This window comes from Rhizobium sp. WSM409, from assembly GCF_057653825.1.
The window spans coordinates 741,440-758,446 of the sequence record NZ_JBYGKP010000002.1 but is presented as its reverse complement, the minus strand read 5'-3'; the positions used below and the strand labels follow the sequence as shown (position 1 = coordinate 758,446).

The following is a 17,007-nucleotide window of genomic DNA, read 5'->3' as shown; positions in this document are numbered from 1 at the left end:
AGAGACTTCAGGAGACCAAAAATGGAACCATTGGAGGGCGGACGAGCCGGGCAGATCTGGCGTGACGACAACACCGTGATCAGGCCTTCCGGCGCATGGACGCCGACGGTGCACCGGTTTTTGCGCCATCTCAGGAGCAGAGGCTTTCTGGGAGCGCCGGATCCTGTGGAGATAGCCGGGAACCGGGAAGTCGTCAGTTTTGTCAGCGGGCGCGTCTGCGAAGATTTGGGCGACCGGTTTGTCGGATCGGAGCGCATGCTGCTTTCCGCAGCCAAGCTCCTGCGCGATTTTCATTCGGCATCTCAAGGGTTTCTCGAATCGGACCGCGAGATCCAGACATGGATGCTGCCGCCGCGGGAACCGTGCGAGATCGTATGCCATGGAGATTATGCGCCCTACAACATTGCTACGGCAGACGATGAGGCTGTCGGGATCATCGATTTCGATACAGCCCATCCGGCGCCGCGCTTATGGGATCTGGCCTATTCGGTTTACCGCTGGGCGCCGCTTTCCGATCCCGCCAATCCGCACGTGACCTTCGGCCTCGACGATCAGTTGCGCCGGGCGGAAATCTTCTGCACGGTATATGGGGCGACAGGGGAAGACCGGCTCCAGCTCCCCGAGATGATCTGCCGGCGGCTTCAGGCGCTCGTCGATTTCATGCTGGTAAATCCCGTGGCCGGAGATGAGACATTCGTGGAGGACGCGGCTGCAGGAGACGCCCGGCTGTATTTGAGCGATATCGACTATATCAGAAGGCATCGGGATCGACTGCTAAACGCCCTGTGCTGACGCGCCTTTGCCAAGCAGGATGTCACGTCTGCCGCATACCCGCCCCCTGCGTCACATATCTAGAGGATGTCGCGCAATGTGCGGCGGTTTTGCGATAACGACATGCGCAATAACAAAGACCTAAAGCGCGAAGAGCGAATATGAAAGGTCGCGACGCGCTTTAGAGCCACTTCTTCCGACGGAAGAAACCGAAGAGGCCCAGGCACAAGGTGACGATGACGCCGAGTACGACGAAATAGCCGTACTGGGTTTTCAGTTCCGGCATATCGCTGAAGTTCATCCCGTAGATACCGGCGATCGCGGTGGGAACGGCGAGGATTGCCGCCCAGGCGGCGAGCTTGCGGGCGATCGCCGTCTGCTCCGTCTGGCCGATCATCACGCTGGCCTCGAAGGCGAAGGCAAGGACCTCGCGCAACGCATCGATATCTTCCTGAACCCGGCGCACGTGATCGGTCACATCGCGAAACAGCGACTGCAGCGTCGGGTCCATGCCGGGTAGATCGATGTGCTCGTACCGCCGGCAGACGTCCACGAGCGGCACCACGGCATTGCGCAGCCGCAGCAGCTTGCGCCGCAGCAGGTAAAGCCGCTCGATGTCGGACTTTTCCAGCTGTTCGCGCAGCACCAGATCCTCGAGCTTCTCGACCTCCTCCTGCACAACCTCGATGACAGGCATGTAGTTGTCGACGATGAAATCGAGGATGGAATAGAGAATATAATTCTCGCCGTGGGCCAGTGCTGCCGGCGTGGCCTCGCACCGCTGCCGCACCGCCAGATAGGAAGACGAATCCCCGTGGCGAACGGAGACGACATAACCGCGACCGACAAACAAATGCGTTTCGCCGAAGATGATTTCGTCATCCTTCATATGGGCGGTCCGGGCGACGATGAACATCGCGTCCCCGTAAATCTCCAGCTTCGGGCGCTGGTGCGGCTGTGCCGCGTCCTCGATCGCCAAGGCATGGAGATTAAACTCGGCCTGGACCTGATGCAGCAGCACTTCATCCGGCTCGTGCAGGCCGATCCAGACGATGGCATTCTCCCGGCTTCGCCACTCGCCGGCCTCTTCTATCCTGATGTCGCGAATGCGTTGCCCATGCTGGTAAACGGCGGCAGCCACGACGCCGGGCCGTTCATACGGAGGCGATGTGGAACCGCCACCTTCTCGCGCGAGAGCACTATCCAGATCCTTCAGCCGTTCCAAATCCTGCCGTCCTCCATTCCGCGCGGATCACATATCCGCAGCCAGCCCCTCCGCCGGTCAGGCGCTCGACCGATCATAATGCTATTTCGTAAAACATGCATCACCGCGTCGGCGCGGGGGTCTAATCGGGTTAACATGCCGCGAGGCGGCATCACGTGTCTGTGGAAATATCGTCCCAATCCTGGTCCATGTAACCAATCAGCCAGTTGAGGGCGTAGTGGCGTTGCTGCCCTATCGTAGCGGTAAATGAGGTCGGCAGCGTCGAGCAGCTCTTTGTGCGGGCGCAGCTTGGCACGGCGCATCAGTCCGTCCGTCCCCAGTTCACGCAGCGTGTTCGCAATCGAAGGCGACAGCGGCTTTCCGGAAAACTGGTAAACGACGTTTTTACATACGGAACAAATCGTTAAATTTTTTTCGATACAAAAGTCCTTGGGCCAATCCGGTACGAAGCCGGACGTTCGATGGGGACTTTCAATGCGTCGTCCAAACATAAAATCGAGTTTGCTGTTGATTTTCACCGGCATAGCTCTTCTTTTCGGGCTTGTCGCCTATCTCGCAGTCGACGGTCTTCAAAAGACGAACGGCTCCACCGAAGAAATTGCGACCAACTGGCTACCGAGCGTGCAGGCGTCGCAGGCGATCAATCTCGCCATGACGAATTTGCGCCTCGCCTACCGCGATCACATCATCGCGCAGTCGGATGCAGAAAAGAAAACGCGCGAAGACGCCATCAAAGTCGCCGAAGATTCGGTTGGCAAATCGGTAGACGCCTATCTTTCGCTGGCGTCATCCGACCACGAGCGCGAATTGATCAAGACGATAAAGGAGAGCGTTGGTGGCTATATCACCAGCAGCTCGCAACTGCTCGTCCTTTCCCGGGCCAACAAGACCGAAGAAGCCGGGCAATATCTGGGGGGCGAGATGCGCTCCTATTCGGATAAGCTCAAGGAAGCCACGGCAGCCCTGGTCGAACTGAACGTCAGCGGCAGCAACAAGGCCGCCGAACTCAGCAAGGAGGCCTTCGCCTCGATAGAATTCGAACTGTTTGCCGCGATCGGCTTTGCCGGATTGCTCGTTCTCGGCGCCGTCGTCTTCGTGCTGGCCGGCATTGCCAATCCGGTTACCGGCATCACCGCCGCGATGCGGCGGCTGGCCGAGGGAGATACCGGATCGGTGATTCCGTATGCCGACCGCGCCGACGAAATCGGATCGATGGCGGGAGCAGTGGAAATCTTCCGCCAGGCCGCGATCACCAACAAGCGGATGGCAATCGAAGCCGACGAAAACCGCAACAGGGCGGAGGCCGATCGTCTTGCCGCCCAGCAGCAGGCGGAAGCTAACGCCTCGGAGCGGCTACGCATCGCTACCTCGGGTCTTGCCGCCGGTTTGAAACGGCTTGCAGGAGGCGATCTCGCCTTCCAGCTCAACGAGACCTTCGCGCCCGACTTCGAGGCGCTTCGCCATGATTTCAACCAGTCCGTCACCCAGCTCGGCGCGACTCTGAGAGCAATTTCCGACAGCATCGGCACGATCGACGCAGGCACGCGGGAAATTTCCTCCGGGGCAAGCGATCTTGCAAATCGCACGGAGCAACAGGCGGCTTCGCTCGAAGAAACGGCCGCCGCACTGGAGGAGATCACGGCGAACGTGTCAAACTCCAGCAAGCGAACCGAAGAGACGCGCACGGTGGCCACGGAGGCAAATCGCAGCGCCGGGGTCTCCGCGGAGGTCGTTTCCCACGCCGAAGAGGCGATGGAACGCATCGAAACCTCGTCACAGCAGATTTCCAACATCATCAGCGTCATCGACGAAATCGCGTTCCAGACCAACCTTCTTGCGTTGAATGCCGGCGTGGAAGCGGCAAGAGCCGGCGAGGCCGGCAAGGGCTTCGCCGTCGTCGCACAGGAAGTGCGCGAACTTGCCCAGCGTTCGGCAAGTGCTGCCAAGGAAATCAAGGGCCTGATCCAGAACTCCTCGAAGGAGGTGGAAGGCGGGGTCAAGCTGGTGCGCGATACCGGCCAGGCCTTGAAGACCATCGGCGGCTTCATCACCCAGATCAATCACCATATGGATTCGATCGCCACCTCTGCGAAAGAGCAGTCCATCGGACTCAGCGAAGTCAACGTCGCGGTCAACCGGATGGACCAGACCACGCAGCAGAACGCCACCATGGTGCAACAGTCGACTGCGGCATCCGATTCGCTCGCGCAGGAAGCCCAGAAGCTTCGCGAACTCATCGCCCAGTTCAGGCTCGACGATGCGGTCAGTCAGTCCTCGGCCCTTCGTTCGACGGCGAGAACGATGGCGCAGCCCGCGGCCCGTCCGGCCATGCATGCGGTTGCCGCTCGGCGCTGAAACAGGCCGCAGCAGGAAATCCGACATGAAAGGCGCCCGGCAATTGCCGGGCGCCTTTCATTCTGTCAGGACGCGAAGGCCGGATTACGCCGCGCGCCCATTCTCAACACGAAGTAGATCGCTCCGCCGATGGCGACGCCGAAGAACCAACCGTAGGTTCCCCACCAGTCCGGAAGGATGGTGGTGAAGGTCGGCAGGATCGAGGAGAACAGCACGCCCACCGCAAATGCGATGAAGGCATTGCCGTGCCATCCGCTCTGGAACCGGAACTCGCCATTCTCGTGATAGAGCGCCTCGACGTTCAGCTGGCTTCTCCGGATGAGATAGTAATCCACCATCATGATGCCGAAGATCGGCCCCATCGTCGATCCGATGAAATTGACGAAATGCGCAGCACCCGTCTCCCATGGAGCAAACGGGTACAACACGAGGGCGATCAGGGCGGCGATATATCCCCCGCGTTTGAAGTTGATCTGGCGTGGGAAGACATTGGAAAAGTCGAAGGCCGGCGACACGAAATTCGCCACGACGTTGATGCCGAGCGTTGCGATCGCGAATGTCAGCGCGGCCAGCAGCGCCAGGAACCAGCTGTCGAATTTCGCCGATATCTGTTCCGGATGCAGCAGCACCTCTCCGTAGACGGTGAAGGCGGCGGTGGTCGTCACGCCTGCGACGAGGCAGAACGCCAGGAGGTTGATCGGAAGCCCCCAAAGATTGCCCTTTTTGAGCGCCTTTTCGCTCGTTGCGTAGCGCGAAAAATCGCAGAAATTCAGGTAGAGCGCTGCGAAATAAGTGATCCAGGTGGCGGCTACGGCAGCAAGGGCTGCAATCGAACCAGGCTCGCCTGGCACGCCCGCATCCTTGGTCTTTTCGATCAGCACATCGCGCGGGATTTCGGACCCGAAGGAGAAAGTGCCTGACTTGACGACCAGATAGACCGCGAGCATCAACATCATGATCCAGACGGCCGGACCGGCCCAATCCTGGAACTTGCGAACCGTTTCCATCCCACGCTGAATGATCAGCAACTGAAGACTCCAGACGATGACGTAGCAAATGACCTCAAGCGTCGAGTGGCCGAGCAGGTGGCTGTTCTGGTGAAAGGCGAGCAGGCTCTCGTTACGGATCAGCAAGGCAACGATGGCGCCGGATGCGGCGGCAGTCTGCGCCCCATACCAGAAGCAGGCGACCACCGCCCGGACCAATGCCGGAACATTCGCCCCGAATGTGCCGAAGGAGGCGCGCGCCAGAACCGGAAAGGGGACGCCGGTGCGCACGCCGGCATTGCCGACCAGGCTCATCAGGCAGAAGATGACCAGAGATCCGAGACCGATGGCGATGACGAAATTGACGAAGCTGCCGCACAGCAGGAACAGGCTCGCCGCCAGATAGTAGCCCCATAGGCTATGGACGTCTGATGTCCAGACGTTAAAGATGCTGAATGCACCCCATTTACGCTCCTCGGCGGGTGCAAGATCCTCGTTGTATAACGAGGGAGACGGATTTCGTACGCTCATGAATGCCCTCCCATATCCTTGAGGCCAAATCGACCACAGGCGGAAGTCTGCTCTTCATTTGTGCAGCTGACAATTTAATAGTCACATTATGCACATCTCTTGACGATGCCTCAGGATTAGCCAGAGGCGCGGCTCTTACCTCGGTCTGTTCATTGCGAGCCGACGACACGTCCGGCCAGACGAAATGGACTTGCGACCGCGGCGCCGGCGGCATCGAAGACATAGGCGCCAACCTCGCCGGCGGTCGAACGCTTCCCACTTTCGAAGGAGGCAAGCTGCGCGCCGAACTTGGCGAGCGATGCGTAGCGGTCGTGCCCCATCCCGTCGGACGCCTGGATCGACGTGATGTCGATGACCCGAAGCCTTTCCTTCAAGGCAGCCTCCCTGATGACGCGATCGTCGATATTAAGGCGTCCGACCCGCGCCCGCTCTCCGGCTATGAAGCTCGAGGCCACCAGCGCCCTGTCGTCCTTCGAAACGAGAAGGGATATTGGGATCGGCATCCGCCCGATATCCTTCAACTGCGACCGGAAAACATCGACGTCGATGTCAGGGGCGGCGAGGATCACCGCCAGTTTACCGATGACGTCATCGCGATGCTGCAGTTTGAGCTCACGCACTGTCTCCATGACCAGGAATCCGCCCATGCTGTGTCCGAAAAGGATGATGCGTTTCACCTTTCCTGAAGCCGAGAGCGAGGTGATAAGCGAATCGAGGTCGCTACGCGAGGACAGCGCCGCATCGCGGTCGGCGACATAGCCGGCGACGGCAGCGGCCGAAGGCCACGAAAACAGAATCGGAGAGCCCGGAATATTGGCGTCCGCAGCGATCTGCGCGGTGCGAAACAGCGCCTCCTGATAGCTATAGTTATAGCCATGGACGAAGATGCCGACAGTGCCGTCGGACTGAACGGAGCCCAGCGCTGCCTGCACGAAGGCCGCCTTTGCAAGCTGCTTGCGCCCGATGACGGCAAATTGCCGTTCGGGATCCGGTCTCGCGGTCGGATATGTGATCGCGGTGTCCTTCCGGTTGGGAGGGACCGAAAACGCATATTGCTCGTAGGTGAGATTGTCAGCCCACGCGCTCCCGAACCCACCGCGCGCAGTGTCGGGGCTCCTGTTTGTCGCAGCGAGCACGTTTACGTGGTTCGCAGCGGCTTCATCGGAATGAAGCGATGCATTCAGATGACCTGGGAGATGAACCGGCAGACGGACCGGGTTCAACACATCAGGCGATGGTCTCGTGGCGCAACCAGCGAGCATCGCCAGGCCGATCGCGACCAGCATCGCCTTGGCTCCCATCGGAGACTCTTTCAAACGCTGTTCCGTCATCGAGTTCTCCCCTTGGAAGCCAGTACGTGCAGCGGCCGCCGACGCGGCCGCATGCGATGGACATCAAAGCCCATGCTCATGCCTTTGCCGCGGCTTCGGCCTGAACACGCTCATCCCTCGGGATCCGGAACCACGCGACGTAGAGCGCAGGCAGGAACAACAGGGTGAGCGCGGTTCCGACGACGATGCCGCCCATCATGGCGTAGGCCATCGGTCCCCAGAAGATCTCGCGCGAGATCGGGATCAGCGCCAGCGTGGCTGCAGCGGCCGTCAGCATGATCGGCCGCATGCGGTGTTCGGTGGCTTCGACAACCGCCTGCCAAGGCGCCATTCCTTCGCTGCGCAAATGCTCGATCTGGACGACCAGGATGACGGAGTTGCGGATCAGGATGCCGATGAGCGCGAGCACGCCCAGGATCGCGACGAAGCCCATGGGGGCGTTGCTGAGAAGCAGCGCCGCGACGACGCCGATCAGGGCGGTCGGCGCAACCGCGAACACGAGGAAAAGCCGGCTGAAGCTTTGCAGCTGGATCATCAGGATCGTCGCCATCGCAAACAGCATCAGCGGAGCCACAGCCGCGATCGGCCCCTGGGCATCGGCACTGGATTCGACCGCGCCGCCCACTTCCACCTTGTATCCCACCGGAAGGCCTTTCTGGAAGTCTTCGACCTTCGGTGTGAGCTGGTCGACGATCGTGGCCGGTTGCGTCGGACCGACGACGGCAGCCTTGACCGTTATTGTAGGTTGCCGGTCGCGACGCCAGATTGTCGGCTGCTCGAGCTCGTAGCGGAAATTGGCTACGGCGGAGAGCGGCACGACCTTGCCGTTGGAGGTGGAGAGCTGCAGGTTCTGCAGCGTCTGGATGGAATCGCGCTCGGATGCCCTGGCGCGACCGATAACGTTGACCAGGTAGATGCCGTCTCGAACCTGGGTGGCCGTCGAGCCTTCGACGATGCCGTTGAGGGCGGTAGCAATGTCTTCTGAGGATACGCCGAGCTGGCGCGCCTTGTCCTGGAGCACATCGATCTTCACCACGCGAGAGGGCTCGTTCCAGTCCAGCACCATGTTCGTCAGAAGCGGGTGTGATCCCATGACGCCGGCAAATTGCTGGGAGAGATCGCGGACCTTTTGAATATCGGGGCCGCTGATCCGGTACTGGACCGGCTTGCCGACCGGCGGACCGATGTCGAGAAGCTTCACGAAGGCGTCGGTGCCGGCGAAGGTTTTCGTCAGATAGCCCTGCAGTTCCGCCCGCACCTTGTCACGCACGTCGAGCCCCTTGGTGACGATGATCGTCTGCCCGAACGACACGTTGGGCGTCTGCACGTCGAAGGACAGGATGAAGCGCGGCGCCCCTTGGCCGACATAGGTCGTCCAATGATCGATATCCTTGTTGTCGGCCAGCATCTCTTTTTCGAATCTCGCCATCTGCCTGTTGGTTTCGGCGATCGAACTGTTGTGGGGGAGGTTCCAGTCGATGATGAGCTCCGGCCTGTCCGAATTGGGAAAGAACTGCTGCTGCACCAGCCCCATGCCGCCAATCGAAAGCCCGAAAACGCCGACCGTCAGAATGATGGTGACCCAGCGCCAGCGCATCGCAAGCCCCAGAAGCCAGGAGAAGATGGAGGCAAAGCGGCCCTTCTTCTCATAATGCGATTTCATGGTCTTCGGCAGGATCGTGACGCCGAGAAGCGGCGTAAACAGCACCGCCACTACCCAGGAAACGATCAGCGAAACCGCGATGACGACGAAAAGCGTGAAGGTGAATTCGCCCGCCGCGCTGTCGTTAAGACCGATCGGAATGAAGCCCGCCACGGTGACGAGCGTCCCCGTCAGCATCGGAAAGGCGGTCGACGTGTAAACATGGGTGGCCGCCCTCCTGATATCGTCGCCCGCCTCCAGGCGGGCCACCATCATCTCGACGGCGATCATGGCATCGTCGACAAGCAGGCCGAGCGCGATGATCAGCGCGCCGAGCGAGATGCGCTGAAGCGAAATGCCGGAATATTCCATCACCACGAAGGTGATCGCCAGGACGAGAGGAATTGAGATCGCCACCACCATGCCGGCGCGAAGACCGAGACTGATGAAGCTGATGATGAGGACGATGGCAATCGCTTCGAAGAGCGCGCGGGTAAATCCGGACACCGCTTCGTCGACGACGGCCGGCTGATCGGAGACACGGTGGACGTCCACGCCGATCGGGAGATCGGCGACGACGCGTTTCATCTGCGCGTCGAGCCCCTCGCCGAACTCCAGAAGATTGGCGCCCTGCTTCATGCCGATCGCAAGCCCGATCGCAGGCTCGCCGTTGAACCGGAACAGCGCCGACGGCGGATCCACGTAGCCGCGTTTGATCGTGGCGACGTCGGTCAGCGGAAAGAAGCGGTCGTTTATCCGAAGATTGATCGATCTCAGACTGGCCTCGGAGGTGAACTGTCCACTCACCCTCAATGCGATGCGCTCCGGCCCGGCGTCGACGAAGCCGGACTGCGTGACGGCATTCTGCGCCTGCAGGGTCTGGATGACCGCCTGCTGGTCGATCCCGAGAGCTGCGATCTGGCGTGTGGAGAATTCGAGATAGATCGCCTCATCCTGGGCACCGACCACATCGACCTTGCCGACGTTGGGCACGGTCAGGACCTCGGAGCGGGCGTTTTCCACGAGATCGCGAAGCTGCCGCTGGGTAAGGCCGTCGCTGGTGAAGGCGTAGATGTTTCCGAAGACGTCGCCGAAGCGATCGTTGAAGAAGGGACCGACGACGCCGGTCGGGAAATCGCCCTTGATGTCGGCGATCATGTTGCGGATGCGCAGCCAGGTGGGAGCGACATCCTTTGCCTTGGTCGTCGGCAGCAGCTCGACGAAGACGGTTGTCTGGCCGGCAACGGTCTCGCTCTTGGTGTAATCAAGCGATTCCAGTTCCTGGAGCTTCTTCTCGATCCTGTCGGTGACCTGCCGCGTCACCTCTTCGGCGGACGCGCCGGGCCACTGGGCGGTGATCACCATCGTCTTGATCGTGAAGTTCGGGTCTTCCTCACGGCCGAGCTTCACGTAGGAGAAGGCGCCTGCGAGAATGAAGACGATCATGAAGTACCAGACGAGCGAACGGTGTTCGAGCGCCCAGTCGGAAAGGTTGAAGGACTTCACTGGCTGATCTCCTGGTCGATCCGGATGGCCTGGCCATCTTCAAGTTTATGCACGCCTGCCACGATCACCCTTTCTCCGGGGGCGAGCCCCTCGGTGACGCGAACGCTGCCGCCGTCTTCGACGTCGCCGTCGATCTGCACGCGGCGAAGCGATACCTTGGCGGCCGGCGCATCGACGATCCAGACACTCGGGCCGTCGCTGCCGATAAGGATTGCCGAGGACGGCAGAACGATCTGCGGATCGGCGGCAATGGTTGCCGAGGCCGTGATGACCGAGCCGAGCCTGAAGGCTTCGGGCGGATCGCTCAGCTCGATCTTGGTCCGGCTGGTGCGGGTGGCGGTCTCTGCCTCCGGGGCGATCTCGCGCACGGTCCCCGACGTGCGGATGGTCGGGTCAAGCTGCAGCGTCACTTCGAAGGGTGCGCCGATCTTCAGTTTCTGGGCGGCGGCCTGGGGCACGTCAACCACGGCGTCGCGCTTGTCCGGCCGTGCGATGGTCACGACCGTCTGGCCGGCCGACACCACCTGTCCGACCTCAGCCGAGGTCGCCGTCACCACCCCGTCGAACTCCGCCCGAAGCTGCGCGTAACCGAGTTGCTCTTTGGCCTTGTCGAGATTGGCTTGCGCCTTGGCGACGGCGGCCGCCGCCGTCCGCCTTGCCTGCTCGGCCTCTTCGAGCGAGGCTTCGGTGCCGGAGCGCGACTCCAGCAGCGCGCGCTGGCGCTGCTCCGTGGTCACCGCGTTCCTGAGCTGGGCGTCGCTGTTCTCGACATCAGACTGCGCGTTGCGCACGGCAAGCTCCAACGCCAGCGGATCGATGGCGGCAACGACGTCATTCTTCTTGACGAGATCGCCGACATTGACGTTGCGGGCGATCATCCGCCCGAGAATCCGGAAGCCGAGTTCGGTCTCGATCGTCGGCTCGATCGTACCGGTCAGGCTCAAGCTCGAGGCCGACGTCGGCTTGACTGTCATCGACAGCACGGGACGGGGCGCTTCCTCCTTGTTTTCCTCCTGCGGCGCGCAGGAGGAGATCAGGGCCGTACCCATCATCAGAGCGACTATTTTGAGACGAATACTCACTTGGAAGCTTCCTTGACATAAGACACGATTTCACCCGGCCTGAGGAACTTGGTCCCGTCCGTCACCACGATGTCTCGTTCAGACACGCCTGACTTCACGATGAAGCTGCCGGTCTCATAGCCGGCGACATCCACCGCCCTTGCCGAAACCGCAGACGATGCGGGATCGACGATCCAGACGGCCGGATTGCCGCCCTTGGACGTCATGGCCGACCAGGGAAGCTGGATGACGTCCTGCGAGACGTAATTGAATCTTCCGACGACGGGTGCGCCGAGAGGGATCGGAGCGTCGCTCGATATCGCGACCTTGACCTTGATGGTTCCGGTGGAGGAATCGATCGTCGGCGAAATTTCGCGAACCTTCGCCGCGATCTTCTGCGTCGGGTCCGACAGAAGGGTCACGGTCCCGTCACCGTCGATCGGGCGCAGGAACGCGCTTTCGACCACCTCAAAGACGGCATCCCTGTCGCCGTCATGGGCAAGCGTGAAGACGACCTGGGCGGCCTGCGCCACCTGCCCGACCTCGGCATTGCGGGCAGTGATCACACCGTCGGCGTCCGCCTTCAGCTCCGTGTAAGACAAGGTGTCCTGAGCGGTTTCCAACAGCGCCTGCGCCGACTTCGTCGATGCCTGCGCGGTCAGAAGCGCCTCCTGCGCCTGGTCGAGTGCCGCACGCGTCGTTACCTGGGTTCGAAACAGGCTCTGCTGGCGATCGTAAGCGAGCTGCGCCTGGGTCTGCTGTGCCTCAGCCGACTGAAGATTGGCGGCCGCCACACCCAGGTCGGCCTTCTGCTCTTCCGGATCGATCCGCGCGAGGAGCTGCCCCGCCTTCACGGATTGTCCGACTTCCACCAGCCGCTCGATGATCTTGCCGCTGACGCGGAAGGACAGATCGGTCTGAACGCGCGCCCGCACTTCTCCGGTGATTGCGCCGCCCTGAACCAACGGCTCAGACTTGGCGACGACGGTGCCGACCTCCCGTGGGGTTGGCTCAGTCGGCCCGCCCGCATCGCTGCATGATCCGAGACCGATGGCGCATATGATCGCTGCGGCGACCAGAATGGTTCTCATAGTTGACCTCTTGCTCTCAACGGCAGCTGCTATATAATTGACTGACCGATTAGTCAATGAAACTTTGCGTCGCAGGGAGAGAGCGCACGCAACAGGTTGGAGGATCAGAAAATGACAGCCCAGAAGAAGCTCACACGCTCTGAACAAAAGGCGCTGCGGCCCATCCAGATTCTCGATGCCGCCTTCGAGGAATTCGTCAGATGCGGTTTCACAGGCACGAGAGTCGAAGACATCGCCGACAGGGTCGGCGTCACCAAGGGTACGGTGTATGTCTACTTCGAGACGAAGGAGAAGCTTTTCGAAGCCATGATCAACCACTTCTCCGTGCCGTTTCAGGAACTGCTGGGGATCACGGAGGGCCTCAGCGGCAGCGTCACCGACCGGCTGATTTCCATTCTCGGCCTGCTCTACGAACAAATCGCCGAGGATCGCACGACCCGCGAGTTAACGCGGCTGGTCATTGCCGAAGGACACCGGTTCCCCGACCTGATCGACCGCCACCACGATCAATTCATTGAGCCGATCATCGCCAAGGTCGACGCTCTCATTCTGGAGGGTGTGGCGTCGGGGGAGTTTCGCGAAATTCCGGTGGAATTCTCCGAAATCGTGGTCGCGCCCATCCTGACGACGACAGTTCTGCGGCTGATATTCGACGACCGCCGCGTGCCCACTCCCAACAAGGAGGCCTTCCTGCAGGCTTATTTCGACCTGCTGCTCAATGGCCTGCTGGCCAAACCTCACTGATCGCGGAATGGCGAAAAATACCGCGCCAGGCACGTAGCTTTTCTCAAGTTTTTATGTAAAAACATTGAGTTAGCTATGCCTTCGAAGGCACGCCCTCAATTCGCGACGGAAACAGTGGAACGCAAAGTCAATCTCAAGGATGTCGCGCGGGACGCGGACGTGTCGCTGAGCACGGCCTCGCACGCGCTCAACGGAACCGCGCCGCTGACGATCGAGGTGCGCGAAAGGGTTCTGGATTCGGCCAAACGCCTGGGCTACCTCGACCGCCGAAGGAAGAAGGCGACGATCGCGACCTTGCGCGTCCTGCTTCTCGCCATTCCCGACGATGCCGCGCCCGAGAGCGACCTCAATCTGGTGAGCTGGACGATCCTCAACGGTCTTCGCAGGGAGTGCGAACGCCGCGGCATCAGGATCGTACCCTTCGTCAGCACCGGCCGGCGCATTGACGGCGCTCAGGTCAGGCAGATCGCGCTCTTGGAACGTGCCGACGGCATCGTGGTTCTGAACGACGATCAGCCGGAACTGATTCGAAGCCTCGCCTCGCCTGATATGCCTGTTGTCATCGTCAACGGCGAAGACCCTGCCATGCTGGTCGATACGGTCACCCCGGAAAACCGCTTCGGGGCGCGGCTCGGCATCGAGCACCTGCTGGCGCTTGGGCATCGCCGTATCCTGCACCTGACATGGAAGGGCCGCACGACGATCCAGCGCCGATATGACGGCTTCTCCGATGCTTATTTCGCCGCGCAGCTTCCGGTGCCGGATGGCATGATCGTCGAGGCCGAGGGATATGAGCCGAGGCACGGCGAGGCAGCCATCAACGCGCTGCTCGACCGCGATCCCACGATGAAAGGCGCGACCGCCGTCTTCTGCGCGGCCGACAATCTGGCGCTCGGCTGCCTGAAGGCATTGGCCGATCGCGACATACGCGTGCCGGAAGCGATATCAGTGCTGGGGTTCGACGACATCGTCCCCGGCGAATTCAGCCGCCCGCCGCTTTCGACGGTCAGCGTTCCCACAGACAAGCTCGGCGCCGCCGCGCTCGCGCTCATTGAACAAAGGCTGATCGCCAACGATCCGCAGCGGCCGGCCCATCGCCTGGAACTCGGATGCCATCTCGTCCTGCGCGGCAGTATCGCGGCACCGCGCTCCTAGAGCATGATGTTGTCCGAAAACCGTTCGCACTTTTCGGCGTCCTTGCTCATCGCAAGCGCTCAGCCTGCAGGCGCGTATCGCGCGGGCTTTCTCCAAAGGCGCTGCGGTAGACGATCGAGAACCTGCCGGCATGAGAAAAACCCCACGTCGCGCAGATTTCGCGGACGGATCGCTGATTCATTGGATCCCGCAATTGGTCGCGGGCTGCTTGCAGCCTGATCGTGCGCAAGTAACCGCCCGGTGAAGTTCCCCGGAAGGCCCTGAAACCCGTTTGCAGCGCGCGAAGTGAAACACCGACACCATCGGCAACCATCGTCATGGTGAGGGGCTCTGCGATGTTGGCGTGCATATAGTCAATAGCACGCCGGACATGCCACGGCGCGATCAAACAAACTTTCTGTTTTTCCAAATGGTCGGAAAGACGGTGGCGGCCAAAACGGATCACGAGGTTAGCAAGCGTTTCGCTCATCGCCGCCAAGGCCAGAGGTGAAGACAGAAGTGGACCGCCATTGCGCATGCCCTGCACGATCGTCTGCACCAGGCTGCCGATAAGCTGGCCCGACGGCGTTGCGAGATCCACAACCGGCTCAAGGTCAAGCGAGTCGAGGATCGGCATTTCCACCAGTGAAACGAGCATTCGCCTCACAACTTTCCAGTCCAGAAAGAGGGCGTCCGAGCAGTGCGGGCCGCCTAGGATGAGACGATCGCCAGCCTCGTGGTTGTTGGCCATGAGGAGACGACCAGGCCCACTTTCAACCACGGTCTTTCCAATGGACAGCCGGAAGGATCCCGAGTGCGGAATGTAAAACGCAAGGTGTTGCGGCGTCTCATCGAGCGTCCGACTTGTCCAGGAACTCTGATAAACCGAATGAAGCACCGTAAATGCCTCACTTGTTCGCAAGTCCGCGGCCCAGGCAAAGGCCCGATCGTTGCTCAGCGGCTTGGCGCCAAACACCCCGTAGCCCGCCGAATAGGCTCGAACCATCGACTCGAAGTCAGTGCCTTCATGCGTTGGCGCAAACTCGGATGCCTCAGGCTCGGGCGCACGCGCCGTATTTTCGGATCTCCACGATATCATGCAACTTGGTTCTTTCCCTCTCCACACCCCGCCCCGCTAACCGCTGATCAGGCGCTCCATTTCGTTCGAGACCGCCGCAACGCCGATATCGTGGCCTTCCAAACGCTCGGACACGATCCCCTTTGAAAGGCCGTCGGCCTGACTGGCTTGGCCAATCTCGATGAGGTAAGCAGGGCCGGCAAAGCGGGGATCGAATTCCTTGTTTGACAGAAGCAGAATGCCCTCCCAATATGGTTCACACTCACAGTGTAAATCAAAATGAACCGAAAATGAAGTATGATCCGCTAGACCATGTTGCCGCGCATTTTTTGCGAGACACACAACCGATGCGCGTGGCTTCCCGCAACGAGCGCGACCTGTTGCGGCTGATCTGGAAGTCTCCGGGGATCGAACGCTCCGACCTGACAGAGCCGCTCGATCTCACCCAGCAATCGTTGCACAGGATCGTCGCGCGGCTTCATGAGCGAGGAATGCTCGTCTTTTCCCATTCGGAAACCCGGCGGCCGGGACCGCCCAGCCCGGAGCTGACCCTTCGCAAAGACTGGTGTTTAACCCTGGGCATCTCCGTGAATGTCGGTTCGATCGGCCTTTGCCTCATGGGTTTCGGCGAACCAATGGAAAACATGGAAATTCCACAGGCGGGCTCCTCGCTATCCGATGAAATGGAGCGGATCGAAGCGGCGGTCGAAGACATTCTTGCCCGCCGGGGCGCCAAACGGCGTGATGTCCTCGGCGTCGGTCTGGCCGTCGCCGGCCACCGCATGCTGGAGACGGCCTTCAATTGCCCCTTGCCGCTCGCTCATTGGTCGTTGATCGACCTGGCACCTTTGCTTGGAAAGCAACTTGGCCTGCCGGTCTGGGCAGACAATGTCGCCAGGACCGCAGCCTTGGCGGAAGCCATTTTCGGCGTTGGCCGCGATGTCGCAGATTTCGCCTACATCGCCCATCTTCATGGCTATGGCGGCGGCCTGGTTTCCGGAGGCATGCCGTTTCGCGGCAATTTCGGCAACGCCGGCGAATTTTCCGTTCTCTTCGGGCGTCAGGACTACGAGGAACGCCCTGCACTCGGCGTCCTGCTTGAACATCTTCGTGCCAAAGGGCGCATGAACTTGACCCTGAGGGACCTGAAGAACGAGGACCTGATGGACTGGGATGGCGTTGGCGAGTGGGTCGACCGCGTCACGCCGGCCCACAATCGAGCCATCAATGCGATCTGCGCAATATTCGACCCGGCATTGATCGTCCTCGGCGGCGAGCTTCCGCACTCACTCGCGAGAATGCTGATCGAACGGACCGAATTCAACAATCTGCCTCGGCATGGCGTTTTACGCGACGTCCCCAGGCTTGCCGTGGCGCAGATAATCGATGCCCCCGGCGCAATCGGCGCGGCCTTGATCCCGCTCTTCGAAACCGTTTTGTGACGTGTGCAGGACGCCGTCGCACTTTGAAATCGATGTCAGCATAGCCCAAAAACGGCGGCCTACCAGGTCGCCGGGGCGGCTGGCCTCGGTGGCAAGCGCTACGCTTGCCG

The 17,007-nt window shown here is 60.9% G+C and carries 12 protein-coding genes and 1 pseudogene; 5 read left to right on the top strand and 8 right to left on the bottom strand.

Going from position 1 to position 17,007, the window contains the following annotated elements:
- Positions 1–21: 21 nt before the first annotated feature.
- Positions 22–792, top strand: a complete 771-nt coding sequence (locus AC25BC_RS27135; RefSeq protein WP_128439708.1) for a phosphotransferase — start codon at positions 22–24, stop codon at positions 790–792.
- A gap of 160 nt (positions 793–952) precedes the next feature.
- Here AC25BC_RS27135 and AC25BC_RS27130 read toward each other — a convergent pair whose 3' ends face one another.
- Both AC25BC_RS27130 and AC25BC_RS27125 read right to left on the bottom strand, forming a co-directional pair.
- Positions 953–1,996 carry a magnesium and cobalt transport protein CorA gene (locus AC25BC_RS27130; protein WP_003562777.1) on the bottom strand — a complete coding sequence of 348 codons (1,044 nt, stop codon included), beginning with the start codon at positions 1,994–1,996 and terminating at the stop codon, positions 953–955.
- Positions 1,997–2,147: 151 nt separating this feature from the next.
- Positions 2,148–2,343, bottom strand: a pseudogene (locus tag AC25BC_RS27125) (DUF4272 domain-containing protein); the annotation flags it as partial.
- Between the two features lie 127 nt (positions 2,344–2,470).
- Here AC25BC_RS27125 and AC25BC_RS27120 point away from each other — a divergent pair.
- Complete coding sequence (locus tag AC25BC_RS27120; protein WP_128439707.1) at positions 2,471–4,351, top strand: HAMP domain-containing methyl-accepting chemotaxis protein; 1,881 nt, start codon at positions 2,471–2,473, stop codon at positions 4,349–4,351.
- Between the two features lie 65 nt (positions 4,352–4,416).
- On the opposite strand, the gene AC25BC_RS27115 is transcribed toward AC25BC_RS27120, so the two are convergent.
- The 5 genes from AC25BC_RS27115 to AC25BC_RS27095 all read right to left on the bottom strand — a co-directional run bounded on the left by AC25BC_RS27115 (position 4,417) and on the right by AC25BC_RS27095 (position 12,499).
- Positions 4,417–5,868, bottom strand: coding sequence for an NCS1 family nucleobase:cation symporter-1 (locus tag AC25BC_RS27115; RefSeq protein WP_012755452.1), 1,452 nt, complete (start codon positions 5,866–5,868; stop codon positions 4,417–4,419).
- Positions 5,869–6,017: 149 nt separating this feature from the next.
- Positions 6,018–7,199: an alpha/beta hydrolase gene (locus AC25BC_RS27110; protein WP_128439706.1), complete on the bottom strand. Its 1,182-nt coding sequence runs from the start codon at positions 7,197–7,199 to the stop codon at positions 6,018–6,020.
- Between the two features lie 76 nt (positions 7,200–7,275).
- Positions 7,276–10,347, bottom strand: coding sequence for an efflux RND transporter permease subunit (locus AC25BC_RS27105; protein WP_128439705.1), 3,072 nt, complete (start codon positions 10,345–10,347; stop codon positions 7,276–7,278).
- Entirely contained in the window at positions 10,344–11,429 is a 1,086-nt protein-coding gene (locus tag AC25BC_RS27100; protein ID WP_128439704.1) for an efflux RND transporter periplasmic adaptor subunit, read from the bottom strand. Before AC25BC_RS27100 ends, AC25BC_RS27105 begins: the two co-directional genes overlap by 4 nt.
- Positions 11,426–12,499 carry an efflux RND transporter periplasmic adaptor subunit gene (locus AC25BC_RS27095; protein WP_128439703.1) on the bottom strand — a complete coding sequence of 358 codons (1,074 nt, stop codon included), beginning with the start codon at positions 12,497–12,499 and terminating at the stop codon, positions 11,426–11,428. Before AC25BC_RS27095 ends, AC25BC_RS27100 begins: the two co-directional genes overlap by 4 nt.
- A 111-nt stretch (positions 12,500–12,610) precedes the next feature.
- On the opposite strand from AC25BC_RS27095, the gene AC25BC_RS27090 reads away from it, so the two are divergent.
- Both AC25BC_RS27090 and AC25BC_RS27085 read left to right on the top strand, forming a co-directional pair.
- Positions 12,611–13,243, top strand: a complete 633-nt coding sequence (locus AC25BC_RS27090) for a TetR/AcrR family transcriptional regulator (protein WP_012755447.1) — start codon at positions 12,611–12,613, stop codon at positions 13,241–13,243.
- Between the two features lie 75 nt (positions 13,244–13,318).
- Positions 13,319–14,398 (top strand): LacI family DNA-binding transcriptional regulator, encoded by a 1,080-nt coding sequence (locus tag AC25BC_RS27085; protein ID WP_012755446.1) that lies wholly within the window; start codon positions 13,319–13,321, stop codon positions 14,396–14,398.
- A 46-nt stretch (positions 14,399–14,444) separates the two neighbouring features.
- Here AC25BC_RS27085 and AC25BC_RS27080 read toward each other — a convergent pair whose 3' ends face one another.
- Positions 14,445–15,476 carry a helix-turn-helix transcriptional regulator gene (locus AC25BC_RS27080; protein ID WP_128406878.1) on the bottom strand — a complete coding sequence of 344 codons (1,032 nt, stop codon included), beginning with the start codon at positions 15,474–15,476 and terminating at the stop codon, positions 14,445–14,447.
- 269 nt (positions 15,477–15,745) lie between these two features.
- Between AC25BC_RS27080 and AC25BC_RS27075 the strand changes: the two genes are divergently transcribed.
- Positions 15,746–16,897, top strand: coding sequence for an ROK family transcriptional regulator (locus AC25BC_RS27075; protein WP_128439702.1), 1,152 nt, complete (start codon positions 15,746–15,748; stop codon positions 16,895–16,897).
- Positions 16,898–17,007: the final 110 nt, after the last annotated feature.